Origin of the sequence: Streptomyces sp. NPDC096132 (assembly GCF_044763345.1) — a bacterium.
Taxonomy (GTDB): domain Bacteria; phylum Actinomycetota; class Actinomycetes; order Streptomycetales; family Streptomycetaceae; genus Streptomyces.
In genome coordinates, this window is the sequence record NZ_JBIWGA010000059.1 from 1 (window position 1) to 26294 (window position 26294).

The 26294-nt window shown below is 70.0% G+C and carries 26 protein-coding genes and 5 tRNA genes; 12 read left to right on the top strand and 19 right to left on the bottom strand.

Features of this window, described 5'->3' with window-relative positions; all coding sequences use genetic code 11:
* Positions 1–189 precede the first annotated feature (189 nt).
* Genes ACIRF9_RS51160 through ACIRF9_RS51170 form a run of 3 tightly spaced genes read right to left on the bottom strand, consistent with a single transcriptional unit; the run spans position 190 to position 3250 of the window.
* A complete protein-coding gene (locus ACIRF9_RS51160) occupies positions 190–1347 on the bottom strand; it encodes a D-alanine--D-alanine ligase family protein (protein ID WP_403837302.1) in 1158 nt (385 codons plus the stop codon).
* A 59-nt stretch (positions 1348–1406) separates the two neighbouring features.
* On the bottom strand, positions 1407–2417 hold the full coding sequence (locus ACIRF9_RS51165; protein WP_403837304.1) for an NAD(P)H-dependent glycerol-3-phosphate dehydrogenase: 1011 nt from the start codon (positions 2415–2417) through the stop codon (positions 1407–1409).
* Positions 2414–3250 carry a lysophospholipid acyltransferase family protein gene (locus ACIRF9_RS51170; protein WP_403837306.1) on the bottom strand — a complete coding sequence of 279 codons (837 nt, stop codon included), beginning with the start codon at positions 3248–3250 and terminating at the stop codon, positions 2414–2416. The genes ACIRF9_RS51165 and ACIRF9_RS51170 overlap by 4 nt, the downstream gene beginning before the upstream one ends.
* 163 nt (positions 3251–3413) lie before the next feature.
* On the opposite strand from ACIRF9_RS51170, the gene cofC reads away from it, so the two are divergent.
* Both cofC and ACIRF9_RS51180 read left to right on the top strand, forming a co-directional pair.
* Positions 3414–4052, top strand: a complete 639-nt coding sequence (gene cofC / locus ACIRF9_RS51175; protein ID WP_403837308.1) for a 2-phospho-L-lactate guanylyltransferase — start codon at positions 3414–3416, stop codon at positions 4050–4052.
* Between the two features lie 9 nt (positions 4053–4061).
* Positions 4062–4265 carry a hypothetical protein gene (locus tag ACIRF9_RS51180; RefSeq protein WP_389520321.1) on the top strand — a complete coding sequence of 68 codons (204 nt, stop codon included), beginning with the start codon at positions 4062–4064 and terminating at the stop codon, positions 4263–4265.
* A gap of 159 nt (positions 4266–4424) precedes the next feature.
* Here ACIRF9_RS51180 and ACIRF9_RS51185 read toward each other — a convergent pair whose 3' ends face one another.
* The 4 genes from ACIRF9_RS51185 to leuC all read right to left on the bottom strand — a co-directional run bounded on the left by ACIRF9_RS51185 (position 4425) and on the right by leuC (position 7748).
* On the bottom strand, positions 4425–5087 hold the full coding sequence (locus ACIRF9_RS51185) for an HU family DNA-binding protein (RefSeq protein ID WP_403837310.1): 663 nt from the start codon (positions 5085–5087) through the stop codon (positions 4425–4427).
* Between the two features lie 137 nt (positions 5088–5224).
* On the bottom strand, positions 5225–5455 hold the full coding sequence (locus ACIRF9_RS51190; protein ID WP_403837312.1) for a hypothetical protein: 231 nt from the start codon (positions 5453–5455) through the stop codon (positions 5225–5227).
* A 265-nt stretch (positions 5456–5720) separates the two neighbouring features.
* Positions 5721–6314: a 3-isopropylmalate dehydratase small subunit gene (gene leuD, locus ACIRF9_RS51195; RefSeq protein WP_403837314.1), complete on the bottom strand. Its 594-nt coding sequence runs from the start codon at positions 6312–6314 to the stop codon at positions 5721–5723.
* 6 nt (positions 6315–6320) lie between these two features.
* On the bottom strand, positions 6321–7748 hold the full coding sequence (gene leuC, locus ACIRF9_RS51200) for a 3-isopropylmalate dehydratase large subunit (protein WP_403837316.1): 1428 nt from the start codon (positions 7746–7748) through the stop codon (positions 6321–6323).
* A 189-nt stretch (positions 7749–7937) separates the two neighbouring features.
* Here leuC and ndgR point away from each other — a divergent pair, with 189 nt between their 5' ends.
* On the top strand, positions 7938–8654 hold the full coding sequence (gene ndgR / locus ACIRF9_RS51205) for an IclR family transcriptional regulator NdgR (protein ID WP_171142008.1): 717 nt from the start codon (positions 7938–7940) through the stop codon (positions 8652–8654).
* A gap of 165 nt (positions 8655–8819) precedes the next feature.
* Here ndgR and ACIRF9_RS51210 read toward each other — a convergent pair whose 3' ends face one another.
* Positions 8820–9305, bottom strand: a complete 486-nt coding sequence (locus ACIRF9_RS51210; protein ID WP_403837318.1) for a monooxygenase family protein — start codon at positions 9303–9305, stop codon at positions 8820–8822.
* Positions 9306–9343: 38 nt separating this feature from the next.
* Here ACIRF9_RS51210 and ACIRF9_RS51215 point away from each other — a divergent pair, with 38 nt between their 5' ends.
* On the top strand, positions 9344–9988 hold the full coding sequence (locus ACIRF9_RS51215) for a MerR family transcriptional regulator (RefSeq protein WP_403837320.1): 645 nt from the start codon (positions 9344–9346) through the stop codon (positions 9986–9988).
* Between the two features lie 60 nt (positions 9989–10048).
* Here the strand turns inward: ACIRF9_RS51215 and ACIRF9_RS51220 are convergent.
* From ACIRF9_RS51220 to ACIRF9_RS51260, 9 genes are all read right to left on the bottom strand, one after another.
* Positions 10049–10121: transfer RNA gene (locus ACIRF9_RS51220), tRNA-Glu, on the bottom strand.
* 28 nt (positions 10122–10149) lie between these two features.
* Positions 10150–10221 (bottom strand) — tRNA-Gln (locus tag ACIRF9_RS51225).
* Positions 10222–10241: 20 nt separating this feature from the next.
* Positions 10242–10314, bottom strand: a tRNA-Glu gene (locus ACIRF9_RS51230).
* A 39-nt stretch (positions 10315–10353) separates the two neighbouring features.
* Positions 10354–10426: transfer RNA gene (locus ACIRF9_RS51235), tRNA-Glu, on the bottom strand.
* Between the two features lie 21 nt (positions 10427–10447).
* Positions 10448–10519 (bottom strand) — tRNA-Gln (locus ACIRF9_RS51240).
* 91 nt (positions 10520–10610) lie between these two features.
* Positions 10611–11345, bottom strand: coding sequence for an HAD family hydrolase (locus tag ACIRF9_RS51245; RefSeq protein ID WP_403837322.1), 735 nt, complete (start codon positions 11343–11345; stop codon positions 10611–10613).
* A 98-nt stretch (positions 11346–11443) separates the two neighbouring features.
* Positions 11444–12928, bottom strand: a complete 1485-nt coding sequence (gene gltX, locus ACIRF9_RS51250; protein WP_403837324.1) for a glutamate--tRNA ligase — start codon at positions 12926–12928, stop codon at positions 11444–11446.
* Positions 12921–13724, bottom strand: a complete 804-nt coding sequence (locus tag ACIRF9_RS51255; protein ID WP_403837326.1) for a fumarylacetoacetate hydrolase family protein — start codon at positions 13722–13724, stop codon at positions 12921–12923. Before ACIRF9_RS51255 ends, gltX begins: the two co-directional genes overlap by 8 nt.
* A 178-nt stretch (positions 13725–13902) precedes the next feature.
* Positions 13903–14091, bottom strand: coding sequence for a hypothetical protein (locus tag ACIRF9_RS51260; RefSeq protein WP_403837328.1), 189 nt, complete (start codon positions 14089–14091; stop codon positions 13903–13905).
* A gap of 568 nt (positions 14092–14659) precedes the next feature.
* Here ACIRF9_RS51260 and ACIRF9_RS51265 point away from each other — a divergent pair.
* The 8 genes from ACIRF9_RS51265 to ACIRF9_RS51300 all read left to right on the top strand — a co-directional run bounded on the left by ACIRF9_RS51265 (position 14660) and on the right by ACIRF9_RS51300 (position 25285).
* Positions 14660–18433: a nitrate- and nitrite sensing domain-containing protein gene (locus ACIRF9_RS51265; RefSeq protein WP_403837330.1), complete on the top strand. Its 3774-nt coding sequence runs from the start codon at positions 14660–14662 to the stop codon at positions 18431–18433.
* Between the two features lie 9 nt (positions 18434–18442).
* Positions 18443–18856, top strand: coding sequence for a roadblock/LC7 domain-containing protein (locus ACIRF9_RS51270; RefSeq protein ID WP_003973453.1), 414 nt, complete (start codon positions 18443–18445; stop codon positions 18854–18856).
* A 112-nt stretch (positions 18857–18968) separates the two neighbouring features.
* A complete protein-coding gene (locus tag ACIRF9_RS51275) occupies positions 18969–19367 on the top strand; it encodes a DUF742 domain-containing protein (RefSeq protein ID WP_055633953.1) in 399 nt (132 codons plus the stop codon).
* Positions 19348–19923: an ATP/GTP-binding protein gene (locus ACIRF9_RS51280; RefSeq protein ID WP_030793795.1), complete on the top strand. Its 576-nt coding sequence runs from the start codon at positions 19348–19350 to the stop codon at positions 19921–19923. The genes ACIRF9_RS51275 and ACIRF9_RS51280 overlap by 20 nt, the downstream gene beginning before the upstream one ends.
* A 374-nt stretch (positions 19924–20297) precedes the next feature.
* Positions 20298–23615 (top strand): nitrate- and nitrite sensing domain-containing protein, encoded by a 3318-nt coding sequence (locus ACIRF9_RS51285; protein WP_403837333.1) that lies wholly within the window; start codon positions 20298–20300, stop codon positions 23613–23615.
* Between the two features lie 10 nt (positions 23616–23625).
* A complete protein-coding gene (locus ACIRF9_RS51290; RefSeq protein WP_003993185.1) occupies positions 23626–24039 on the top strand; it encodes a roadblock/LC7 domain-containing protein in 414 nt (137 codons plus the stop codon).
* Positions 24040–24135: 96 nt separating this feature from the next.
* Positions 24136–24723: a DUF742 domain-containing protein gene (locus tag ACIRF9_RS51295; RefSeq protein WP_403837335.1), complete on the top strand. Its 588-nt coding sequence runs from the start codon at positions 24136–24138 to the stop codon at positions 24721–24723.
* Positions 24704–25285 (top strand): ATP/GTP-binding protein, encoded by a 582-nt coding sequence (locus ACIRF9_RS51300; protein WP_103554950.1) that lies wholly within the window; start codon positions 24704–24706, stop codon positions 25283–25285. Before ACIRF9_RS51295 ends, ACIRF9_RS51300 begins: the two co-directional genes overlap by 20 nt.
* A 60-nt stretch (positions 25286–25345) precedes the next feature.
* On the opposite strand, the gene ACIRF9_RS51305 is transcribed toward ACIRF9_RS51300, so the two are convergent.
* Both ACIRF9_RS51305 and ACIRF9_RS51310 read right to left on the bottom strand, forming a co-directional pair.
* Positions 25346–25849 (bottom strand): hypothetical protein, encoded by a 504-nt coding sequence (locus ACIRF9_RS51305; protein WP_403837337.1) that lies wholly within the window; start codon positions 25847–25849, stop codon positions 25346–25348.
* A 97-nt stretch (positions 25850–25946) separates the two neighbouring features.
* Positions 25947–26141 (bottom strand): acyl-CoA carboxylase subunit epsilon, encoded by a 195-nt coding sequence (locus ACIRF9_RS51310; protein ID WP_403837339.1) that lies wholly within the window; start codon positions 26139–26141, stop codon positions 25947–25949.
* Positions 26142–26294 lie beyond the last annotated feature (153 nt).

Genomic DNA, 26294 nt, shown 5'->3' on the forward strand with positions numbered 1-26294 from the left:
GGTGGGGGTACCTCCCGCTCGAGCGAAGCCGAGAGTGGGGGAGCGTGCCGGGCGCCGTGGGTGCTGTGCGGGACTTTCACAACACCCCCTAGGCCGACGGGTGCGGGTTGTGCGTGGTTCTCGCGCCCACGCGGCGGAGCCGCATATCGACACAGCCCCGCGCCCCTGGGTCGGCTCCCCTCCGGTGGGCTACCTGAGTCCCGTTGAGCGGCGCAGTGCCGCCTGGATCAGGCGGTCCACCAGTTCCTCGTAGCTGATGCCGCTCGCCTGCCACATCGCCGGGTACATCGAGATCGGGGTGAAGCCCGGCATGGTGTTGATCTCGTTGATGACGAAGTCGCCGTCCTCGGTGAGGAAGAAGTCCGCGCGGACCAGGCCCTCGCAGGAGGCCGCCTCGAAGGCGTCCACCGCGAGCTTCTGGACCTCGGCCGTCTCCTCGGAGGTCAGCGGCGCAGGAACGATTCCGGGGGTGGAGTCGATGTACTTCGCCTCGAAGTCGTAGTACGCGTGCGCGTCCGGCGGCGGGATCTCGGCCGGTACGGAGGCCCGCGGGCCGTCCTCGAACTCCAGGACGCCGCACTCGATCTCACGGCCCCGCACGGCCGCCTCGATCAGGATCTTCGGGTCGTGCCGCTGGGCCTCGGCGATCGCCTCGTCCAGACCGGACAGGTCGTCGACCTTGGTGATGCCGATCGACGACCCCGCGCGCGCGGGCTTCACGAACAGCGGCCAGCCGTGCTCGCCGGCGAAGTCGACGATCTTCTTGCGGGCGGCCGACTCGTCCTGCTCCCACTCGCGCGGGCGGATCACCACGTACGGGCCGACCTTGAGCCCGAAGGAGGTGAACACCCGCTTCATGTACTCCTTGTCCTGGCCGACGGCCGAGGCGAGCACACCCGAGCCGACGTACGGGACGCCGGAGAGCTCCAGCAGGCCCTGGAGGGTGCCGTCCTCGCCGTAGGGGCCGTGCAGGACGGGGAAGACGACGTCGACCTCACCGAGCGCCTTGGGCACCGATCCCGGCTCGCTGTAGACGACTTCGCGGTTCGCGGGGTCGACGGGGAGCACCACGCCGCCCTCCTGCGACTCGGCGAGCGCCTCGATGTCGGGCGTACGGCGGTCGGTGATCGCCATGCGCTCCGGGTCGTCGGCGATGAGGGCCCAGCGCCCGTCCCGGGTGATGCCGATCGGCAGGACCTCGTACTTGGTCCGGTCGATGGCCTTCAGGACGGCGCCGGCGGTGACCACGGAGATCCCGTGTTCGGAGCTGCGGCCACCGGACACGACGGCCACACGCGGCTTGCGAGACGGCTGCTCGGGGCTCTGGGGGAGGTTCTCGGTGCTCATATCGGCTTGAGAGTACCCGGTGGTAGGGCCGGGAGTCAGCGTCCACCCGCCGGGTTCGCTCAGCGTCGCTCGGGCTTCGCGCTGCGCGACATCAGCTCCTTGAGCGCGACCACGGGGGGCTTGCCCTCGTGGACGATGTCCACCACCGTCTCGGTGATGGGCATGTCGACGCCGTGCCGGCGGGCCAGATCCGCCACGGACTCGCAGGACTTGACGCCCTCGGCGGTCTGCTTGGTGACCGCGATGGTCTCCTGCAGGGTCATGCCCTTGCCGAGGTTGGTGCCGAAGGTGTGGTTGCGGGACAGCGGCGAGGAGCAGGTCGCCACCAGGTCGCCCAGCCCGGCGAGTCCGGCGAAGGTCAGCGGGTCGGCGCCCATGGCCAGGCCCAGCCGGGTGGTCTCGGCGAGGCCGCGGGTGATCAGGGAGCCCTTGGCGTTGTCGCCGAGGCCCATGCCGTCCGCGATGCCGACGGCCAGCCCGATGACGTTCTTCACCGCGCCGCCCAGCTCGCAGCCCACCACGTCGGTGTTGGTGTACGGGCGGAAGTACGGCGTGTGGCAGGCGGCCTGGAGCCGTTGGGCGACGCGCTCGTCGGTGCAGGCGACCACGGCGGCGGCCGGCATGCGGGAGGCGATCTCCCGGGCGAGGTTGGGCCCGGTGACCACGGCGATCCGGTCCCGGCCCACCTTGGCGACGTCCTCGATCACCTCGCTCATCCGCATGGTCGTGCCGAGCTCGACGCCCTTCATCAGCGAGACGAGGACGGTGTGCGGGGCGAGCAGCGGGGTCCACTCGGCGAGGTTGGCGCGCAGGGTCTGGGAGGGGATCGCGAGGACGGTGAAGTCGGCGTCGCGGGCGGCCTCGGCGGGGTCGGCGGTGGCGCGGAGGTTCTCGGGGAGTTCGACGCCGGGGAGATAGTCCGGGTTGCTCCGGGTGGAGTTGACCGCGTCGGCGAGCTCGGGGCGGCGGGCCCACAGCGTCACCTCGCAGCCCGCGTCGGCGAGGACCGTGCCGAAGGCGGTGCCCCAGGATCCGGTGCCGAAGACAGCCGCCTTGACGGGCTTGCTCACTTGCTCTTCTCCCCCTCGTGACTGGACTGCACCTCGGCCCGGCCCAGCGTCTGTGCCGGCGTCTGTGCCGGCGTCTGTGTCGGCGTCTGCGCCTGCGTCTGCGCCTCGGTCCGGCGCCGCTGCTCGATCCGCTCGCGGCGCGGGTCGTAGGGCGTCTCGGGCGCCTTCTCGCCGCGGATCTCCTCCAGCTGGCGGGTGATGGCGGCCATGATGACCTCGGTCGCCTCCTTCAGGAGCTCCGGGGTCATCTCCTCGTCGTAGAAGCGCGACAGGTCCACGGGCGGGCCCGCGAGCACGTGGTGGGTCTTGCGCGGAAGGAGGTTGGGCTTCTTGGCGTACGGCGGCAGCAGTTCGTTGGCGCCCCACTGGGCGATCGGGATCACCGGGCACTTGGTCTGCAGCGCGACGCGCGCGGCACCGGTCTTGGCGGTCATCGGCCAGCCGTCCGGGTCGCGGGTGAGGGTGCCTTCGGGGTAGAACACGACGCACTCGCCGCGCTCCACGGCTTCGACGGCGGCCCGGTAGGCGCTGAGCGCGTCGGTGGACTCGCGGTAGACGGGGATCTGGCCGGTGCCGCGCATCATGGTGCCGACGAATCCGTCCTTGAAAAGAGCGCTCTTCGCCAGAAAACGCGGCACACGTCCGGTGTTGTACTGGAAGTGTGCGTACGCGAAGGGATCGGCATGCGAATTGTGGTTCACCGCGGTGATGAATCCAGCGTCGGCCGGAATGTTCTCCATTCCACGCCAGTCCCGCTTGATCAGAGCCACCAGCGGCGGTTTGCAGAGGACCGCTGCGAAGCGGTACCAGAAGCCGATTCTGCGGCGGGGCACGCGGACACCTTCCTCTAGGACTTCCCCGGCTTCCCTTGGGGCCGGGGGGCCGCACAAGTGTCGCCCCGGGCCGCCGGTCTGTCGAGAACACCGTACGCCCGCCCGCCCGACCGGCGGATGGGCCGGGTGACAATGGCCGCGAGAAGAGAGGGGCGGTACGCCGGTGCAGTGGAGCTTGGTCATACCCCTGAAGCCCTTGGCGCTGGCCAAGAGCAGGCTCGCGGACACCGCCGCGGACGGGCTGCGCCCGGGACTCGCCCTCGCCTTCGCCGAGGACACGGTGGCGGCCGCGCTGGCCTGCGCCGCGGTACGGGATGTGGTGGTCGTCACGGACGACACGCTGGCCGGGCCCACCCTGGCGGCCCTGGGTGCCCGCATCGTCCCCGACGAGCCCCGGGCGGGCCTGAACGCGGCTCTGGCGCACGGGGCGGCGGCCGTACGGCGATCACGTCCCGACACTCCGGTGGCGGCCCTGAACGCCGATCTGCCGGCCCTGCGTCCGCTGGAATTGGCCCGGGTCCTGGATGCCGCCTCTGAATTCCCCCGCGCTTTTCTCCCGGACGCGGCGGCAATCGGCACGACACTTCTCGCGATCTCTTCCGGCCGTGAATTGCTGCCCGCGTTCGGCCCGGATTCCCGCGCCCGGCATCGCGCCTCGGGCGCCGAGGAACTCCTTCTCACGGCGGTGGATTCCGTACGCCAGGACGTGGACACCGGCGAGGACCTGCGGTCGGCGCTGGCTCTCGGGGTGGGTCCCCGGACGGCCGCGGCGGCGGCGCGACTGCTGGGCATCGGGCAGTAGGCTGCCGCCATGCAGGCGACCGCATACACGTACGACCCCGGCACACGCAGCGGGCAGGTGCTGCTGGACGACGGCACTCCGGTGCCCTTCGACGCTCCGGCGTTCGACGCGGGCGGGCTGCGACTGCTGCGGCCGGGGCAGCGGGTGCGGATCGAGACCGAGGGCGAGGGGGACGCGCGGCGTATCACCCTCGTGACGTTGCAGACCTTCTGAGGACACGCCGAGGGCCCGCCGCGGATCTTGCGGGCAGGCTCCGGACACGCCGCGGGCCGGACTTCCGAGAGGGAGTCCGGCCCGGCGCGTGAGTGCCCCTGTGTCCTACGACTGACTGTCGTCCTACGACTGACTGTCGCCCTACGGCTGACTGTCGTCCTACGGCTGGCGGGCGGTGGCGGCCTTCTTGGCGGTGGTGCTGCGCGCGGTCGTCTTGCGGGCGGGGGCCTTCTTGGCCGTCGCCTTCTTCGCCGGGGCCTTCTTGGCCGTCGTCTTCTTCGCGGCGGCGGTCTTCGCGGTGGTGGTCTTCTTGGCGGCCGCCGTCGTCTTCTTGGCGGTCGTCTTCTTCGCGGTGGTCTTCTTGGCGGCGGCCGTGGTCTTCTTCGCGGCGGCCGTCGTCTTCTTGGCGGGGGCTGCCTTCTTCGCGGCGGCCGCCTTGGTGGTGGCCTTCTTCGCGGCGGCCTTCTTGACCGTCGCCGCGGCACCGCCGGTCAGGCTGCCCTTCGGGGCCTTCTTGACGGCGACCTCGCCACCGCGCGGCAGCTTCTTGGAGCCGCTCACCAGGTCCTTGAAGCCCTGGCCTGCGCGGAAGCGCGGCACGGACGTCTTCTTGACCCGAACACGCTCGCCCGTCTGGGGGTTGCGAGCGTAGCGGGCCGGCCGGTCGACCTTCTCGAACGAACCGAAGCCGGTGACCGAGACCCGGTCCCCCGCGACGGTCGCGCGGACGATGGCGTCCAGGACCGCGTCGACCGCGTCGGCGGCCTGCTGGCGGCCGCCCAGCTTGTCGGCAATCGCTTCTACGAGCTGCGCCTTGTTCACGTCTTCCCCTTCGGAGACATCGCCAGAACGAAAGTGTTCAAGCTTTTTCGCACGTTAGGCAGATATATACCGCAAATCAAACACGAAACGGGCTAATCACCCTTGTGCCGCAACGAACTCGGCTGCTCCGGAGGCGATCAACGCTCCTCTTCGGGCATTCGCCCCTCGTCGAGGTCCGTCATGAACCGCTCCAGACGCCTTGTCGCATCGGCGAGATCGTGCTTGGCCGCGGCCGTAATGACCAGCAGCTTCCGGGTCAGCGCCATCCGTACGCCCTCCGGGACTTGCAGTGCGCGCACCCTTGAGTGCGCTTCCTTGAGCTGGTTCGCGACCGCCGTATAGAGCTCGAGTTGGCCGTCGTGTTCCATGCACAGATTGTGCCATCTAGGGCGAGTTGTCGCCCGCCCAGGGGGCAACTGCCGCCTCAAACGGCCGTCCGGGCACCGACGGGGGCCACGTCCACACAGGGCGCGTACCCCGGCAACCACCGCTCTAACGTGGGAAGTTGGGAGGAACGGCGAAGGTTCACGGGCGCGCGGGGGCCCAGACACGGCTGTACCCCCGATCGGACCGATCGGGGGTACAGGAGGGGCGTTGGGCTGGCCGAAACTCGACTTGCCCCAGGGCTCCGGCTCAGACCTGGAGCGTCCTCGGCTTGTACGACGGGCGCTTGGTCTCGTACGCGGCGATGTCCGCCTCGTTCTGGAGGGTGATGGAGATGTCGTCCAGCCCGTTCAGGAGCCGCCAGCGGGAGTTCTCGTCCAGCTCGAAGGAGGCGGTGATGCCCTCGGCGCGCACCTCACGCGCCTCAAGGTCCACAGTGACCTCAGCAGTGGGGTCGTTCTCCGTGAGCTCCCACAGCGCGTCCACGATCTTCTGCTCCAGGACCACCGTGAGCAGGCCGTTCTTCAGCGAGTTGCCACGGAAGATGTCGGCGAAGCGGGAGGAGATCACGGTCTTGAAGCCGTAGTTCTGCAGCGCCCAGACGGCGTGCTCACGGGAGGAGCCGGTGCCGAAGTCGGGGCCGGCGACCAGGACGGTCGCCCCCTGCCGCTCGGGACGGTTGAGGATGAACGTCTCGTCCTTGCGCCAGGCCTCGAACAGACCGTCCTCGAACCCGTCCCGCGTGACCTTCTTGAGCCAGTGAGCAGGGATGATCTGGTCGGTGTCGACGTTGGAGCGGCGCAGCGGGACGGCCCGGCCGGTGTGCGTGGTGAATGCTTCCATGACTGATCAGACTCCAGCGGGCGCGGGGGCGATGGCAGACAGGTCGGCCGGGGAGGCCAGGTGACCGAGGACGGCCGTGGCGGCCGCGACCTGCGGCGACACCAGGTGCGTACGACCGCCCTTGCCCTGCCGGCCCTCGAAGTTGCGGTTGGAGGTGGACGCGGAGCGCTCACCGGGGGCCAGCTGGTCGGGGTTCATGCCCAGACACATCGAGCAGCCCGCGTGCCGCCACTCGGCGCCGGCCTCCTTGAAGACGACGTCCAGACCCTCGGAGACGGCCTGCAGACCGACCCGCACGGAACCGGGGACGACCAGCATCCGTACGCCGTCGGCGACTTTGCGGCCCTTGAGCAGTTCGGCGGCGGCGCGCAGGTCCTCGATGCGGCCGTTGGTGCACGAACCTACGAAGACGGTGTCCACGTTGATGGAGCGCAGCGGCTGTCCGGCCTCCAACCCCATGTACTCCAGGGCCTTTTCGGCGGCGAGGCGCTCCGAAGCGTCTTCGTACGAAGCGGGGTCGGGGACGTCCGCCGAAAGCGGCGCGCCCTGGCCGGGGTTGGTACCCCAGGTGACGAACGGCGACAGGGCGGAGCCGTCGATGACGACCTCGGCGTCGAACTCGGCGTCCTTGTCCGTCTTCAGCGTCTTCCAGTACGCGACGGCGGCGTCCCAGTCCTCGCCCTCGGGGGCGTGGGCGCGGCCCTTGATGTACGCGAAGGTGGTCTCGTCGGGGGCGATCATGCCCGCGCGGGCGCCGGCCTCGATCGACATGTTGCAGATGGTCATCCGGGCCTCCATCGAGAGCTTCTCGATGGCGGAGCCGCGGTACTCCAGGATGTAGCCCTGGCCGCCGCCCGTACCGATCTTGGCGATGATCGCCAGGATCAGGTCCTTGGCGGTGACGCCGTCGGGCAGCTCGCCGTCCACCGTGATGGCCATGGTCTTGGGGCGGGCCAGCGGCAGCGTCTGGGTGGCCAGCACGTGCTCGACCTGCGAGGTGCCGATGCCGAACGCCAGCGCGCCGAAGGCGCCGTGCGTGGAGGTGTGCGAGTCGCCGCAGACGACGGTCGTACCCGGCTGGGTCAGCCCCAGCTGCGGGCCCACGACGTGCACGACACCCTGCTCGACGTCGCCGAGCGGATGCAGCCGCACCCCGAACTCGGCGCAGTTCTTGCGCAGCGTCTCCAGCTGGGCGCGCGAGACCGGGTCGGCGATCGGCTTGTCGATGTCGAGGGTCGGGGTGTTGTGGTCCTCGGTCGCGATGGTGAGGTCGAGACGGCGCACCGGGCGGCCGTTCTGCCGCAGACCGTCGAAGGCCTGCGGGCTGGTCACCTCGTGCAGGAGGTGCAGATCGATGAAGAGGAGGTCGGGCTCGCCCTCGGCGCGCCGGACGACGTGGTCGTCCCAGACCTTCTCCGCGAGTGTCCTACCCATCGCTTTCCCTCCGGCCGGCAATGACGCACCGGCCCAACTAGAGATCTTGTGGAGGCGACGCCCTCGGCCCCTGTTCCCGGGCACCCGCCGCCAGGCCCGTCGGTCTTCGGGCCGCCATGCATCCAAGGGTTGCGCGTCTCACGGAAAAATGAACTTGCGTTTCACAGAGTGAGACGGGAGTATCGTTGCATGGACAACAGTAGCGGCGTGGGCGTTCTGGACAAGGCGGCCCTTGTCCTGAGCGCCCTGGAGTCCGGGCCGGCCACCCTCGCGGGACTGGTCGCGGCCACCGGACTCGCACGACCCACGGCCCACCGGCTGGCCGTGGCCCTGGAACACCACCGTATGGTGGCGCGCGACATGCAGGGCCGTTTCATTCTCGGCCCGCGTCTGGCGGAACTGGCCGCGGCCGCGGGCGAGGACCGCCTCCTCGCCACCGCCGGCCCGGTGCTGACACATCTGCGTGACATCACCGGCGAGAGCGCGCAGCTCTACCGCCGCCAGGGCGACATGCGCATCTGCGTGGCCGCGGCGGAACGCCTGTCCGGCCTTCGGGACACGGTCCCGGTCGGCTCCACGCTCACGATGAAGGCCGGTTCCTCGGCCCAGATCCTCATGGCCTGGGAGGAGCCGGAGCGCCTCCACCGCGGCCTGCAGGGCGCCCGCTTCACAGCGACGGCCCTGTCGGGCGTACGGCGCCGGGGCTGGGCCCAGTCCATCGGCGAGCGCGAGCCGGGCGTCGCGTCCGTCTCCGCGCCCGTACGCGGCCCCTCCAACCGCGTCGTGGCCGCCGTCTCGGTCTCCGGCCCGATCGAGCGCCTGACCCGCCACCCCGGCCGCATGCACGCCCAGGCAGTCATCGACGCGGCGTCCCGCCTGTCGGAGGCCCTGCGCAGGACGGGCTGACGCCGAGGGGGAAAGGGCAGCCTCAACGCCGCGGCAGCCTTTTCCCAACGGCACGGACGCCAACCCAAAGGGGCGCGGGGCTGTATCGATATGCGGCTCCGCCGCGTGGGCGCGAGCAACCACAACGCTCCCGCACCCGCCATACGCCACAGACCCGTACGACGCTCAGGCGCGCCAGGCGAACCGATCCTTCGCATACCGCCCCCGCGCAGCCAACGGCACCTGCCCGTACGCGGCGGCCAGCCCAATCGCCGGCATGTCCCCGTAGATCGCCTCGTACGACCCCTCCGGCACGACATACGCCTCGTGCCAGATCCCCACGTGCCCCCGCACCTTCCCGCCCTTCTCCAGGCGGTTGAGCTTCCCCCACGCCTTGTGGTGGAACGCGTCGGGCGCGCTCGCGTACGCGTACAGCTTCTCCTTGGACTCCCAGTACTGGACGACGTAGTACGTCCGCGGCGAGGCCGTCAGCAGGACCCGGGAGAGCAGCCCCCGGCTCGGCTGCTTCTTCAGTTCCGCCAGCATCCGGAACATGGCCAGCATCACCGGCACCCACTGGTGCACGGCCCAGAAGTGGTTGACACGCATGCCGATGAGCAGGACGACCACGTCACCGTGCGCGTCCGCGGTGGTACGGGTGGCTACAGACATGCTTGGATAGTGCCGCTAACCAAGAAGGGGCGCAAGGCATGCGACTGGGCGAGCTGAGCAAGCGCAGCGGGGTGGCGACCGCGACGATCAAGTACTACCTGCGCGAGGGTCTGTTGCCGCCCGGCCGTCAGGTGAACGCGACGACCGCCGAGTACGACGAGGAGCATCTGCGCCGGCTGCGGCTGGTGCGGGCGATGATCCAGGTGGGCGGGATCCCGGTGGCGACGGTCCGGGAGGTCCTCGGGCATGTGGACGACGACTCCCTGGGCCGTACGATCCGCCTGGGCGCGGCCCTGTGGGCGCTGCCGCAGGTCCCGGAGCCGGACGCGGAGGACGAGCACGTACGGGCCGCGCAGCGGGAGGCGGACGAGCTGCTGCGGACCGTGGGCTGGGCGAACGCCCGTCTGCTGACCACGATCTCCCCCGCGTACCGCTCCCTGGTGGTGGCCGTGGCCGCACTGCGTCGCCTCGGCTACGACTGGGACGCCGAACTGCTCGTGTCCTACGCCCGGTTGATGCATGGGGCCGCCGTCCTCGACCTGGACTTCGTGGAGACGCGGGAGTCGGAGGCGGAGCGGATCGAGACGGCGGTGCTGGGCGCGATCCTGGTCGAGCCGATGCTGCAGGCGCTGCACCGGCTGGCACAGGAGGAGGAGTCGGCGCGGCGGTACGGCTTCGAGTGAGCCCGGCCACCCCGGACATGCGGAAGGCCCCCCGCCGAAGCGGAGGGCCTTCCGATGACGTACCCCCGACCGGATTCGAACCGGCGCTACCGCCTTGAGAGGGCGGCGTGCTAGGCCGCTACACAACGGGGGCGTGGACACTGCGTTTCCGCAGGTCCGAGCTGGTCTACCTGGACTCGAACCAAGACTAACTGAACCAGAATCAGTCGTGCTGCCAATTACACCATAGACCAATGTGGTTTAGACCAGTCAGTACCCCCGACCGGATTCGAACCGGCGCTACCGCCTTGAGAGGGCGGCGTGCTAGGCCGCTACACAACGGGGGCCCTAGCAGTTCCGATGTGATCCTGCGTGATCGGAACCAGTACCCCCGACCGGATTCGAACCGGCGCTACTGCCTTGAGAGGGCAGCGTGCTAGGCCGCTACACAACGGGGGCTTTGCAGATGAGCTCTGCGAGCTGGCCTACCTGGACTCGAACCAAGACTAACTGAACCAGAATCAGTCGTGCTGCCAATTACACCATAGGCCACTGGAACGCAAGCCCCGGAGGGGATCTTGTTCTAGTTCGCTCCCCCGGGTTCCGGCCTTTCGGCCCGCTCCCCGGCGGCGCAGAAAGAACATTACCCGAAGGTGGACTGGGCTCCAAAACGGGTATCCGGGCCGAGGATCGCGGGCAGTTCGGCCAGGGTGGCGATCCGGTGCCGTCCGGGCTGGACCTCGACGGCCGCCGTGCCGCCGTACCGATCGATCCACACGGAGAGCAGGCCGGCCTCTGCGGCGCCCCGTCCGTCGATCTCCGGGTGGTCGCCGACATACGCCACCTCGTGCGCGGGCAGCCCCAGGGCGTCGCAGGCCGCGAGGAAGGCGGCGGCCTCCGGCTTGGAGACGCCCAGCTCCGCCGCGCACAGGATGGTCTCGAAGCGGTTGTGCACACCGAGGACGCGCAGCTTGTGGTCCTGGACCCGGAGGCTGGAGTTGGAGAGCACCGCGTGCCGGTGGCTGGCGGCGAGGGCGTCCAGGGTGGGCAGCACGTCGGGGAACAGCGCCCAGGCGGCCTCGTAGTGCCCGAGGTAGCGCCCGAACCAGTCGTCGGCCTCCTCGTCGGTCAGCTCCGGCCGGCCCAGGAACACCCGCACCCGGTCCCGCCGCTGCCCCTCGAAGGTGACCTCCCCCGCCGAGAACCGCGCCCACTGCTGATCGGTGACCTCCCGCCACCGGTCGAGCCCCTGCTCCGCGGTCCCGTACCCCTCCAGCAGCCCCTCGGCCACCAGATGCCCCCGCATGCCCTCCCGGTCCGCGGTCGTGTAGTCGAAGAGAGTGTCGTCAACGTCCCAGACCACGGCGCGAATGCTCATGATCCGACGGTAACCCGGAGGTGGGCGGCCTGTCCGGGGGAACGGCGAAGGGGCGGCGCCCGGTGGTCCGGGTGCCGCCCCTCACGTACACCTGCGTGCTACGCCGCCAGCTTCGCCAGGGCCGCGTCGATGCGCTCCAGCGTCTTCTCCTTGCCCAGGACTTCCAGGGACTCGAAGAGGGGGAGGCCGACCGTGCGGCCGGTGACGGCCACGCGGACGGGGGCCTGGGCCTTGCCGAGCTTGAGGCCGTGGGCCTCGCCGGCGGCCAGGACGGCCTCCTTGAGGGACTCGGGGGACGACCAGTCGGCCGACTCCAGCTTCTCCCGGGCCGTGCGGAGCAGGGCGTCGCTGCCCTCCTTCATCGCCTTCGTCCAGCTCGGCTCGTCGAAGACCGGCTCCGCGAGGAAGAGGAAGTCGACGTTGTCGGTGATCTCCGAGAGGACCTTGAGACGGGTCTGGGCGTGCGGGGCGATCGCCTCCCACTTCGCCTCGTCGAAGGCCTCCGGCGCCCAGGGGGCGAACGGCGCCCTCAGCCACGGACGGCAGCGCTCCGTGAAGTCCTTCACGTCCAGCAGCCGGATGTGGTCGGCGTTGATCGCCTCGCACTTCTTCAGGTCGAAGCGCGCCGGGTTGGGGTTGACGTCCGTGATCTCGAAGGCCGCGACCATCTCGTCCAGCGTGAAGATGTCCTGGTCGGCGGAGAGCGACCAGCCAAGGAGCGAGAGGTAGTTGAGCAGGCCCTCGGGGAGGAAGCCGCGCTCGCGGTAGAGGTTGAGCGAGGACTCGGGGTCCCGCTTCGACAGCTTCTTGTTGCCCTCGCCCATGACGTACGGGAGGTGGCCGAAGGACGGGATCACCTTGGCGACGCCCAGCTCGATCAGCGCCTTGTACAGGGCGATCTGCCTCGGCGTCGAGGACAGCAGGTCCTCGCCGCGCAGGACGTGGGTGATCTCCATCAGGGCGTCGTCGACCGGGTTCACCAGGGTGTACAGCGGGGCGCCGTTCGCGCGGACGATGCCGTAGTCCGGCACGTTCTCCGGGGTGAACGTCAGCTCGCCGCGGACCAGGTCCGCGAAGGTGATCGTCTCGTCGGGCATGCGGAAGCGGACGATCGGGGTGCGGCCCTGCGCCTTGTACTGCTCGACCTGCGCCTCGGTCAGCTCGCGGCAGTGGCCGTCGTAGCCGGACGGCTTCCCGGCGGCGCGGGCGGCCTCGCGGCGGGTGTCCAGCTCCTCCTGGGAGCAGTAGCAGTGGTAGGCGTGGCCGGCGTCGAGGAGCTTGGCGGCGACGTCGGCGTAGATGTCCATCCGCTGCGACTGGCGGTACGGGGCGTGGGGGCCGCCGATCTCGGGGCCCTCGTCCCAGTGGAAGCCCAGCCAGCGCAGCGAGTCGAGCAGCTGGCCGTACGACTCCTCGGAGTCGCGGGCCGCGTCGGTGTCCTCGATGCGGAAGACCAGCGTGCCCTGGTGGTGCTTGGCGAACGCCCAGTTGAACAGGGCGGTGCGGACCAGGCCCACGTGGGGGTTACCGGTGGGGGACGGACAGAAACGTACGCGGACGGGTGAGCCGGGTGCGCTAGCCACGCTTGACAACCTTGTTGGTGAGAGTGCCGATGCCTTCGATGGTGACGGCGACCTCGTCGCCGACAGCCAGGGGGCCGACCCCCGCGGGGGTGCCCGTGAGGATCACGTCGCCGGGGAGCAGCGTCATGGCCTCGGTGATGTTGACGATCAGATCCTCGATCGAGTGGATCATCTCGCTGGTGCGGCCGAGCTGGCGTTGCTCGCCGTTGACCGTGAGCTGGACGGTGAGGTCGGACGCGGTCGCGAGGTCCAGGTCCGTCTCCACCCAGGGACCGAGCGGGCAGGAGTTGTCGAAGCCCTTGGCCCGCGCCCACTGCTTCTCGCGCCGCTGGACGTCCCGAGCGGTGACGTCGTTGGCGCAGGTGTAGCCGAAGATCACGTCCGCCACGCGCTCGCGCGGGACCTCGCGGCACATCCGGCCGATGACGACGGCGAGCTCGGCCTCGTGGTGCAGTTCCTCGGAGAACGGCGGGTACTGGATGTCGTCGCCGGGGCCGATCACCGAGGTGGACGGCTTGAAGAAGGCGAACGGGGCGTCGGGCACCTCGTTGCCCAGTTCGCGCGCGTGCTCGGCGTAGTTGCGGCCGAAGGCCACGACCTTGCTGGGCAGTACGGGCGGAAGCAGCCGGACCCTTGTCTTTGAATCGGAAGGGGCCAGCGGCACCTTCGTACCGGAGAGCTCGTGTTCCGCGAACGGGATGCCCTTGATGATGTCGAGGACGAGCTCGTCCGGCTTGTCGCCCTCGACCGCGCCGAAGGCGACGTTGCCGTCGATGGAGAACCTGGCGATGCGCACGGGTTGGTTGGCCCCTTGACTGAGCTGGCTGGAGTGTGACGCTCCAGGCTAACGCGGAAGGGCGCCCCCCGGCCGGGGACGCCCTTGACATCCGTGGGCGGCGCCTTGAGCATTCGGCGGCCGCCGTCCGTATTGATCCACGAGATACGTGAAGATCTCGTGGATCTCCGCCGGAGATCTACTCCGCGACGGAGGCCGCGACCGGGGCTTCCATGAGGATGGTGCGCTTGGGGTTGGCAGTCTGCGCGGGAAGATCGGCGGCGTGCTCCGGCTGCTCCGGGAGTTGCAGTTCGTCGGCGTCCTTGAGGTGCGCCAGCGTCGTGCGTCGCGGGTTGGCGATCTTGTGGAACATCGTCGTCGTCTTCACTGTTGTACTGGACCTTGTCTGCTCGGGTCGGCGGCTTGTCGGATTTGCCATCTCTGTAAAGCGTCAGGCTAAACATGCGATTCCCGGGGAACGCGTGAAGGTCGCATGATCAGCGTGTGAGTTTGCTCACGAATCGACGGTCAAAGCGGTCAATTCAGACTGGCAATCGACCACTATGAAACGGACATTGGCCCCCTGAAGCATGCATTCCGCTCCTGATCATCGCGACTGGGACTGTGTCGCACCCCCACGCTAAGCACCCTTATGCCCGCTTTACTCGGGAACCTTTTCTACGTCCCGTAACGTGACCCTCACTAGCTGTCACGCATGTCACAGCCCGGCCAACACACCTTGTTGGAGATCCGGCACTGTGCTGGAATCTCTCGGACCGCCGCTGGATCGAGCCGGCGCACCGGGGCGCACCAGCGCCGTAGTGGCGGCGGGAAGGGGGAGCCAGCGCCGGTCACTCACGACCATTCGAGGGGCGCAATTCAGGGCGTCCCTCAACACGCCGACACCGTCCTTCCGTTCACCCGGAGGGGCGCCTGGTCCAGAGGTTGCGACGCTAGTGCAGGGACGTTTCAAGAGGGATGGCAGTGCTTCGGCCGAGCCGGAGCCGCACGGCGGGACTGCCCCCAGCAATGGCAGCTCCTCGCCCCAGCACGCCCAGAACCCGGGCCCGGCTGCGTCCGGCGACGGCGGTGAGCGCTCCGGGCGCCCCGGCGCGTCCGCGTCGCCGAGCGCCCTTCCCCCGACTCCGACGATCAAGCCGTCGGCCGGCTCCTCCGGCCCCGGCTCCCGCGTGGCGCTGCGCAACTGGCGCATCTCCACGCGCCTGGTGGCGCTGCTGACCCTGCCGGTGGTCGCGGCCACCACGCTGGGCGCGCTGCGCATCAACACGTCGATGGACGACATCCAGCAGCTCGACAACATGAAGCTGCTGACGGACATGACCAAGCAGGCGACCGAGCTCGCCGTCGCCCTCCAGGAGGAGCGCGACCGCTCGGCCGGCCCGCTGTCGCACGGCACCAAGGCGACCGACTTCGGCATCAAGGGCAACCGGACCAAGACGGACCGGGCCGTGACCGCCTTCCAGGACGCGTCCGAGGAGATCAACAGCGCCTCCAAGGACGGCAACCTCCAGGGTGTCCGCGACAGCCTCGTCGGCCTCCTCGCCGACCTGAACAACCTGCAGAAGATCCGCTCGACGGCCTACACGGAGAAGGGCAACTCCTCCCAGACGGTCGACGCCTACCACCAGCTCATCACGAAGCTGCTCGACCTCTCGCAGGACATGGCCCAGGCCACGAGCAACCCCGAGATGATCCAGCGGACGCGTGCGCTCGCCGCCTTCTCCAGCGCCAAGGAGTACGCCTCCATCCAGCGCGCCGTGCTCGCGGCGGCGCTGCCGGCGAACAACACGACGTACGGCGAGCTCTCCAACAACGAGCGCCAGTACGCCGACGCCGCGTTCGAGAACGAGGACTCCGAGCTCGCCAGTTTCCGCAGCATCTACGGCGACGAAGGCGCCGAGGAGCTGCTGAAGCCCATCGAGCAGGGCAACCCGGTCATCGAGGAGTCGGACACCTACGCCTCCCGCGCGTTCGCCTCCGCCTCCGGTCTGACCTCGCAGGACCAGCGGTCCTACCAGGACTGGGTCGACGACTCGACCACCAAGATCCGGCAGATGAACAACATCGAGCACACGCTGCTCGAGGACATGGAGCAGAAGGCGCGTGAGCTGCGCGCCGAGTCGGAGCGCGAGGCGATCATCTCCGGTGCGCTCATCCTGCTCGTGCTCGGTGTGTCGCTGGTCGGCGCGTTCGTCGTCGCCCGGTCCATGATCCGCTCGCTGCGCCGTCTGCAGGAGACCGCCACCAAGGTCGCCCAGGACCGCCTGCCCGAGCTGGTCAAGCAGCTCTCCGAGTCCGACCCGCAGGACGTCGACACGTCCGTGGAGTCGGTCGGTGTGCACTCCCGGGACGAGATCGGCCAGGTGGCCGCGGCCTTCGACGACGTGCACCGCGAGGCCGTCCGCCTCGCCGCCGAGCAGGCCCTGCTGCGGGGCAACGTCAACGCGATGTTCACCAACCTCTCGCGCCGCTCCCAGGGCCTCATCCAGCGTCAGCTCTCGCTCATCTCCGAACTGGAGTCCCGCGAGGCCGACCCGGACCAGCTGTCCTCCCTGTTCAAGCTCGACCACCTCGCGACGCGTATGCGCCGTAACGGTGAGAACCTCCTCGTCCTCGCCGGTGAAGAGCCCGGTCGCCGCTGGACCCGCCCGGTCCCGCTGGTCGACGTGCTCCGTGCCGCCGCGTCCGAGGTGGAGCAGTACGAGCGCATCGAGCTGGCCTCCGTGCCGTCCACCGAAGTGGCCGGCCGGGTCGTCAACGACCTCGTGCACCTCCTCGCCGAGCTGCTCGAGAACGCCACCTCGTTCTCCTCGCCGCAGACCAAGGTCAAGGTCACCGGTCACGCGCTGCCCGACGGCCGGGTGCTGATCGAGATCCACGACACCGGTATCGGTCTGTCCCCCGAGGACCTCGCCGCGATCAACGAGCGGCTCGCCTCGCCGCCCACGGTGGACGTCTCCGTCTCCCGCCGCATGGGCCTCTTCGTGGTCGGTCGTCTGTCGCAGCGGCACGGCATCCGCATCCAGCTGCGCCCGTCCGACTCCGGTGGTACGACCGCGCTGGTCATGCTGCCCGTGGATGTCGCCCAGGGCGGCAAGAAGCCCCAGCCCAAGCCCGGTCAGGGCGGTGCCGCGGGCGGTCCCGCCGCCGCGCAGGCCGCCGCGGGTGCCGCCGCCGCGCGGCGCCAGAACGGCCCGCAGGGCGGTGCCCTCGGCGGCGGTGCCCCGGCCGGCGGCGGTGCCCTCGGCGCGGGTCCCGGCTCCGGTCCCGGCGGAGGCGGCCGACTGGCCGCCGGCCAGGGTCCCCGGGCCGCGCTGCCCGGCCGTGACGGCGGTGGCCGTCCCGGCGGCCAGCCGCCGCGCGGGCAGATGCCCCCGGCCGCGCCGCAGCAGGGACGCCCGGCTCCGGCCGGTGCGGGCGCCGGCTTCGGCGGTCAGGCGCCGGGTGCGCCGCAGGGTCTGCAGAGCAACGGCACGAGCGGCCAGGGCCAGGACTTCTTCGGTGGCTCGCGTGCGCCGCAGCGCAAGAACAACAACGAGCAGCGTGGCCGTCAGCCGCAGCTCCCGCCGCGCGGCGGCCCGCGCGCCGAGCTGCCCGGCGGGAACCCGCAGCCGCGGGTGACCAGCTGGGGCGACGAGAACGCCCAGCCGCCGGTGCCGCGCACCCCGCTGGACGCCCCGCGCGGTCACGAGGAGCCGGACGTCGCGCAGACCTCGCGGATGCCGCGGATCGAGGACCACCACGGTCCCGCCACCGCGGACATGCCGGCCGTTCCGCGCTTCGAGGAGCGCCAGGGTCCGGCCGGCCCGGCCGACTTCGGCCGCACGGGTGCGAACGGTCTGCAGAGCACGGGCCAGTTCCCGGCCGTGAACCCGCAGGCGGGCCAGGGCGGACGTCAGGACACGGGCCAGTTCCAGCGCCCGGGTACCGGCGGCCAGCAGAACAACGCCTACACCCGCTCCGACGTCTTCGGTGCGCCGGGCGGGCAGAACGCCCCGGCGAACCCGAACCAGTTCGCTCCGCAGGCGTACGACAACGGCTCCACCGGCCAGTACGCCGCGCCCGGCTACGACGGCTCCTCCACCGGCCAGCACGCGCTGCCCGGCCGCCAGGACATGTCGTCCACGGGACAGTTCGAGCGTCCCCAGATCAACGGAACCAACGGCTACGGCACCCCGCGGCCGCCGGTTCCGCCGCGTCCCGCCCACCGTCCCGAGCCGGAGGCCCTGCCGCCGGCCCCGGGTCCGGGCGACGGCCGCACCCCGCTGTACGACACGCTGGAGACCAACTGGTTCCACGGCGGTCAGCAGGCGGGCGGTCAGGCTCCGGCACCGCAGGCACCGCAGGCACCGCAGCAGCAGCCGCAGGCTCCGGCTGCTCCCCAGCGTCCCGCGGCCAACGGCGCCTCGGCCTCTCCGTCGTGGCGTACCTCGCCGAACGACGAGCTCGTCCGTCAGGCCGAGCGCGTCCGGCAGCCGGCCGCGGGCGGCGTCACCACCTCCGGTCTGCCGCGCCGGGTACCCCGGGCGAACCTCGTCCCGGGCACGGCTCAGCAGCAACAGCACCAAACCGGTCCGCAGGTCTCGCGTGCGCCTGACGACGTGCGCGGACGGCTGACCAATCTTCGTCGGGGCATCGCGCAGGGTCGTCAGGCCGGCAACGGTCAGACCGGCAGTTTCCCGAGCCCCACTCACCCGCAGGAGCGTTAGTTGAGCCAGATGAGTCAGGCTGCACAGAACCTGAACTGGTTGATCACCAACTTCGTGGACAACACCCCCGGGGTGTCCCACACCGTCGTCGTGTCCGCCGACGGGCTCCTGCTCGCGATGTCCGAGGGCTTCCCGCGCGACCGTGCCGACCAGCTGGCGGCGGTCGCGTCGGGGCTCACCTCGCTCACGGCCGGCGCCTCCCGGATCTTCGAGGGCGGCAACGTGGCACAGACGGTCGTCGAGATGGAGCGAGGATTCCTTTTCCTCATGTCCGTCTCGGACGGCTCTTCGCTGGCCGTGCTCGCACACCCCGAGTGCGACATCGGCCTCGTCGGCTACGAGATGGCGCTGCTCGTCGACCGCGCGGGCGCGGTCCTCACCCCAGACCTGCGCGCCGAGCTCCAGGGCAGTCTGCTCCACTGACCGACCCCGGCACCACCCACCTCACGAAATCACCGTCCGGCCGACACAATCCCCCCACCGGCCTCGACGGACGGCACGACTGACCGAGAATGCTGTCCCGCCCGGAGGATCCATGACCCCGCCCCCCGCCCATCATGATCCGTACGCGGAGCCGTACGGGGATGAGGGCGACCAGCCGCTGGTGCGTCCGTACGCGATGACCGGCGGCCGGACCCGGCCGCGCTATCAGCTCGCCATCGAGGCGCTGATCAGCACCACGGCCGACCCGGCAGCACTGATGGGGCTGCTCCCCGAGCACCAGCGCATCTGCCACCTGTGCCGCGAGGTGAAGTCGGTCGCCGAGGTCTCGGCGCTGCTGGCCATGCCGCTGGGCGTGGCGCGGATCCTGGTGGCGGACCTCGCCGAGGCCGGTCTGGTGGCCATTCACCAGCCGGGCGGCGACGAGAACAACGGCGGCGCTCCGGACGTGACGCTGCTCGAAAGGGTGCTCAGTGGACTTCGCAAGCTCTGACGGGGGCCGGGCCACCACTTCCGCGAAGATCGTGGTGGCGGGTGGCTTCGGCGTGGGCAAGACCACGTTCGTGGGCGCCGTCTCCGAGATCAACCCGCTGCGCACGGAGGCCGTCATGACGTCCGCGAGCGCGGGCATCGACGACCTCACCCACACCGGAGACAAGACGACCACCACGGTCGCCATGGACTTCGGCCGTATCACCCTGGACCAGGACCTGATCCTGTACCTCTTCGGTACGCCGGGCCAGGACCGCTTCTGGTTCATGTGGGACGACCTGGTGCGCGGCGCCATCGGCGCGGTCGTGCTGGTGGACACCCGCCGTCTGGCCGACTGCTTCCCCGCGGTCGACTACTTCGAGAACAGCGGTCTGCCGTTCGTCGTCGCCCTCAACGGCTTCGACGGGCAGCAGCCGTACCAGCCCGAAGAGGTGCGCGAGGCGCTGCAGATCGGGCCGGACACCCCGATCATCACGACCGACGCGCGGCATCGTTCGGATGCCAAGAGCGCGCTGATCACGCTGGTCGAGCATGCGCTCATGGCGCGACTGCGGTAACTTTCAAGTACCCAGTCTCGTACGGCACTTGTCGTAGACACTTTGGAGCCGACTGTGGCCTTTGACACGGTCGGCTCCGGTGTTCATAACGTTTCGGCAGAGGAATCCGGTGGTACCGCAACGCGTCGCGGTCACTTGGTCTCACTGTGCTCACGAAGGCCCCGTCTTTTGGCGGGGCTCGTTCTGTTTGACCGTTTTATCTGGGGCTTACATCACTTCGAACCGGCACTTCTCCATGTTTGGAAGAGCGCAGGCCGTCGTGCTGGAATGCCTGAACTGCCCAATAGTCAATGACGTACTGATGGTCGATGGCTGACCGGGCTCTGAGAAACCGCGGCACGGAAGGTGCCGACCGCCGAGAGGTTGTTGGTCGAGTGAGGCGAAGCAAGAAAAGTCCCGAGCCGGCGGCCCGGGGCAACTTCACCCCGCCGCCGCGCGGAGCGGCGCCCGCCCCTGTGCCCGGCTCGGAGCCGACGGCCCCACCCGCGAAGAGCGGCGGCCGTCTGTCTCCGCGCAACTGGCGCGTGCCCACCCGGCTGAACGCGATCCTGCTCATACCCGTGCTGGTCGGCCTCGTCATGGGCGGCTTCCAGGTGAAGGGCTCGATCGACACCTGGCAGGAGGCGCGCGACGCGGAGAAGGTCGCGAAGATCGTGGCCGCCGCCGGTGAGTACGCCGAGGCCCTCCTCAACGAGCGCGACCTGAGCGCCGAGCCGTTGCTGGAGAACAAGAAGGACGACTCGGTCGTCAAGCAGGCCCGCGCCGCCACCGACGAGAAGGCCACCGCCTTCCACCAGGAGACCGTCGGGATGCCCGACAAGGAGGGCCTCAAGCGCCGTCTGAACCTGGTGGAGGAGGCCGAGCCGACGCTGGCGAAGATCCGCGCGGCCGCCTACACCAAGAAGATGGACCCGGTGCAGACCGAGGAGGGCTACGTCGCGGTCGAGCACCTGCTGATGGAGTTCTCCAACGAGCTCGGCCTCGGCACGGGCAACATCACCGCGTACGGCCGTACCGTCTACGCGATCGCCCTCGCCAAGGGCGCCGAGTCCCTGCAGCGCGCGATCGGCACCCACCTGCTGGTCCGCCCCAGCCCGGACGAGCAGACGCGCAAGTCGCAGCTCATCTCCTTCACCTCCTACGCCTACCTGGAGCAGGTGGCCATCCAGGAGTACGCCTCCGGTGGCACCACACAGGACGCGGCCCGCCTCACCGAGGTCATGAAGGAGGCCCAGGCGGAGGGCGAGAAGCAGGCCGCCGACGCCAAGGCCAAGACGGAGGCCGCGGGCCAGGAGTACACCGCGCCGCCGTCGATGGAAAACATGATCAAGCTGATCGGCAGCGGCGCGACGCCCGCCCAGCTCGCCGCGCAGGGCGTCACCGCCAACACCTGGATGGCGGCCGCGACCCTCAAGTTCGAGGCCTACAGCAAGGTCGAGAACGAGCTCATCAACCGCGCGGTGGACGACGCCGGCCAGATCGCCTCCGACGCCCAGCGCGACGCGATCATCAACGCCTCGATCGTCATCATCGCCCTGCTGGCGGCGTTCATCATCGCCTCCCTCATGGCCCGCCAGATGAGCACCTCGATGCGCCAGCTGCGCAACGCCGCCTTCGGCATCGCCGAGCAGCGCCTGCCGATGCTGGTCGACCAGCTCTCGCGCACCGACCCCGGCCGGGTGGACACCCGTGTCCAGCCCATCCCGATCAACACCCGGGACGAGATCGGCGAAGTCGCCCGCGCCTTCGACCAGGTCCACCGCGAGGCCGTCCGGCTCGCCGCCGAGCAGGCTCTGCTCCGGGGCAACATCAACGCGATCTTCACCAACCTCTCGCGCCGCAACCAGTCGCTGATCGAGGGCCAGCTGACCCTGATCACCGACCTGGAGAACAACGAGGCCGACCCGGACCAGCTGGAGAACCTCTTCCGCCTGGACCACCTCGCGACCCGTATGCGCCGCAACGGCGAGAACCTCCTCGTCCTCGCCGGCGAGGAGCCCGGCCGCCGCTGGGACCAGCCGGTCCCGCTGGTCGACGTCCTGCGCGCCGCCTCCTCCGAGGTGGAGCAGTACGAGCGCATCGAGCTGTCGGGCGTCCCGGAGGCCGAGATCCACGGCCGCGCCGTGACCGACCTCGTGCACCTGCTCGCCGAGCTCCTGGAGAACGCCACCACGTTCTCCTCCCCCCAGACCAAGGTCCGTGTGACCGCGACCCGTCTCCCCGACGGCCGTGTGATGATCGAGATCCACGACAAGGGCATCGGCCTCACCGCCGAGGACTTCGCGGACATCAACCACAAGCTGGCCAACCCGCCGACCGTGGACGCCGCGATCTCGCAGCGCATGGGTCTCTTCGTGGTCGGCCGGCTGTCCGACCGGCACGGCATCCGCGTCCAGCTGCGCCCCTCGGGCGAGCAGGCCGGCACCACCTCGCTGGTCATGCTCCCGGACGCCATCACCCACGGTGGCGGCGGCGAGCAGGCGCCCGACCGCGACGAGTTCACGGTCTCGCAGATCATCCCCGAGCAGCAGCACCAGCAGCTGGCGGGCGAGGACTTCAACAACGGCCTGCCGATGCGCACCGCCGCGGAACTCGGCTTCGACGACAGCCGCTACGAGGTCCCCGACGACCTGCGCGACCTGGACCCCGTGGGCCGTTCCCTGATGCGCGAGGAGCGCAAGGCGGCCCTGGAGTCCCAGGCCGGCCATCCGCAGCAGACGCAGGAGATCCCGGCCTTCGCCGAGGGCTTCGACGGCACGCCGCGGCAGGAGCCCTCGTACGACAACGGCTTCGACGCCGCCCCGACGGGCTACGACAGCAGCCAGACGGCTTTCGTGGAGCAGCCCGGGGCCTTCGACGGCCAGAACGGCCGGCCGGCGTACGAGGAGCCGCAGCAGGCGCCGTACGAGGAGCAGCAGCGCCCGGCGTACGACGACCAGTACTTCACGCCGAACGACGGTCTGCCGCAGGGCGAGTCCTTCTCGGCGGACGGCGGTGTGCCGCAGAACGGCGGCTACCCGTCCAACGGCGGCTACCCGGACCCCGCGTATGCGGAGCCGGCCCAGGAGGAGCGCGCGCCCGCGCACGCCACCACGGCCGACGGTTACCAGGCGTACGAGGAGAAGTCCTACCAGGACGACTGGCCGCAGCAGACGGGTTACCAGAACGGCTACCCGGACCAGTACGCTCCGGAAGCGGAATCCACGCAGGCCGCTGACGCGAGTGAGCAGGACCGCGTAGGCTTCGAGCGTCCGGGACCGGCACCCTCCGCGGTCCACGCGCTGACCGACGCCGGGCTTCCCCGCCGCGGATCCACCGCGGCGAACGGTTCGAACGGCGCCGCGCGGCCCGTGAACCAGGAAGCGTCGGCCCCCCTTTCGGAGAGCAACCGCGACAGCGGCTGGCAGTCGGCGAACGACGCGCGCTGGCAGCAGGCCTCGGCGCTCCGGAAGCCCAAGGCAGGCGGGGTCACCTCGTCCGGTCTGCCACGGCGGGTGCCCAAGGCCAACCTGGTCGAGGGCGCCGCCGAGAGCACCCCTCAGGGAGGCCCACAGGTCTCCCGCGCTCCGGAGGACGTCCGGGGCAGGCTGAGCAACCTGCGTCGAGGCGTCCAACGCGGACGCAACGCAGGCAGCAGTGAAACGAACGGCCAGGGCTTCGGTCCTGACAGCACCTACAACCAGGAGCGTTAGTGTGAGCCCGATGAGCCAGGCGGCACAGAACCTGAACTGGTTGATCACCAACTTCGTGGACAACACCCCGGGGGTGTCCCACACGGTGGTGGTCTCCGCCGACGGACTCCTTCTGGCGATGTCCGAAGGCTTCCCCCGCGACCGCGCCGACCAGCTCGCGGCCGTCGCATCCGGTCTGACGTCCCTGACGGCAGGCGCCTCCCGGATCTTCGAGGGGGGAGCCGTGAACCAGACGGTTGTGGAGATGGAGCGGGGATTCCTGTTCATCATGTCCGTATCCGACGGTTCCTCGCTCGCGGTTCTCGCGCACCCGGAGGCGGACATCGGCCTCATTGGGTACGAGATGGCCCTTCTGGTGGACCGTGCCGGCACGGTTCTGACGCCCGACCTTCGTGCGGAGCTTCAAGGCAGCCTGCTCAACTAACAGACGGACGGTGCGTTTTGGCGTCCCGGGGCCGTAAGGTTTCGGGACGCGGCTTCCACGTGATGGGTGCCCGGCACAGTCGGAGGAGGAGAGAAAGTGGCAACACCCCCAGGCGGTTCCCATTCAGGCAACTGGTCGTACGGACCTAACCAGGGTCCGGGCGACGGTTCCCAGAACCCGAACCGTTACAACTTCCCCTCCGCACCGAGCCAGCAGCGGCCGTACACGCCCCAGGGCCCGCAGGGTCCCGGGCCGTCGCCGTACGACCAGCCGTCGGCCCCGCGCATCCAGCCCGTGCAGCCGCATCGCCGCACCCCCGAGGCGGCGCCCGCCGGGGCGTCGAACAACCCCCTGGTGCGTCCGTACGCCATGACCGGCGGCCGGACCCGCCCGCGCTACCAGCTCGCCATCGAGGCGCTGGTGCACACCACTGCGCAGCCGCACCAGATGCAGGGCCAGCTGCCCGAGCATCAGCGGATCTGCAACCTCTGCCGTGAGATCAAGTCGGTGGCCGAGATCTCGGCCCTCCTGACCATCCCTCTCGGCGTGGCCAGGATCCTCGTCGCCGACTTGGCGGAGGCGGGACTGGTCGCCATCCATCAGCCCGGCGGCGACGAGAACGCCGGCGGCCAGCCAGACGTGACACTGCTCGAAAGGGTGCTCAGTGGACTTCGCAAGCTCTAGCGGCGGTCCTTCCCGCTCCACCACCTCGGCGAAGATCGTGGTGGCGGGTGGCTTCGGCGTGGGCAAGACCACGTTCGTCGGGGCCGTCTCGGAGATCAACCCGCTGCGTACCGAGGCCGTCATGACATCCGCTTCGGCGGGCATCGACGACCTCACCCACACCGGAGACAAGACGACCACCACGGTCGCCATGGACTTCGGCCGTATCACCCTGGACCAGGACCTGATCCTGTACCTCTTCGGTACGCCGGGCCAGGACCGCTTCTGGTTCATGTGGGACGACCTGGTGCGCGGCGCCATCGGCGCGATCGTCCTGGTGGACACCCGTCGCCTGGCCGACTGCTTCCCCGCGGTCGACTACTTCGAGAACTCCGGCCTTCCGTTCGTGATCGCCCTCAACGGCTTCGACGGCAACCAGCCGTACAACCCGGAAGAGGTGCGCGAGGCCCTGCAGATCGGCCCCGACGCCCCGATCATCACGACGGACGCCCGCCACCGCGCGGACGCGAAGTCGGCCCTCATCACGCTCGTGGAGCACGCGCTCATGGCGCGCCTGCGGTAGGACTCCGTACGAAAAGGCCCCTGTGCCCTCCTTCCGGGAGGACACAGGGGCCTTTTCGCGTCAGCCCGCGGCTCTCAGGAGCGTCCGCAGCGAGCCCATGCCGTACTTGTCCTCGGTGCTGGAGAGTTCGGCGACCTCCAGCAGCAGGGGCCCGATGTCGACGCCGGCCTGCCGCGCCTGTGTGCACAGGTCGTGCAGCTCGACCAGTTCGTCACGGGTGTCGCTGCCCTGGTCCCGGGCCGACAGGTGGAGCAGCTGCTGCCGGAATCCCTCGGGCGTGTGCGCGTACGGCAGATACGTGGCCCAGCGGAACGAGGAGCACCGGTCCAGCAGGGCGCGTACGGCGACGCGGTCCTCCTCGTCGCCCCGCTCGTAGCGGGCGAGCAGCTCGCGCAGTGCCGCCTCGGCCTCCGCCCGGACGTTCGCCTCGTCCAGCGGGCGGGGTCCCTCGCGCATGCGGGTCTCCCAGTCCGGGTCGGCGGTGTCCACCGGTCGCTTCGCGATCGGCTCCAGCAGGGCGTCGATCCGCGCCACCTCGTCCACGAGTGCCGTCGGCAGGCCCATGGCTCCCCTTTCCGTTCACCGGGTCGGGTCCACGGTACGGGCGAAGGCCCCGGCCGCCCATGGGGGCGGCCGGGGCCTTCGTGGGTCGCTGTGCGGCTCAGCGCCAGCTGTGCGGGGCGCGGAAGCCGCCCTCGCGCTCCAGGCGGCGCCAGCCGGCCTTGCGGCGGGCGCGGTGGGCCTGGGTGGACTCGGAGGTACGGGCGGCGGCGCGGGCCAGGAGGATCGCCGTGATGGCGGCGACTTCCTCGGGCTCGGCGTGGCCCTTCTCGACGCGGATGTCGGGAGTGTTCATGGGTGTCAGTCTCCGTGAGAGAGGTTTCCGCCGGGGTATCGCGGAAAGTCCGCCGGGTTACTGCGGGGGGTTGCCGTGTTTGCGGGAGGGGAGGTCGGCGTGCTTGGACTGGAGCATCGCCAGGGAGCGGATGAGGACCTCGCGGGTTTCGGC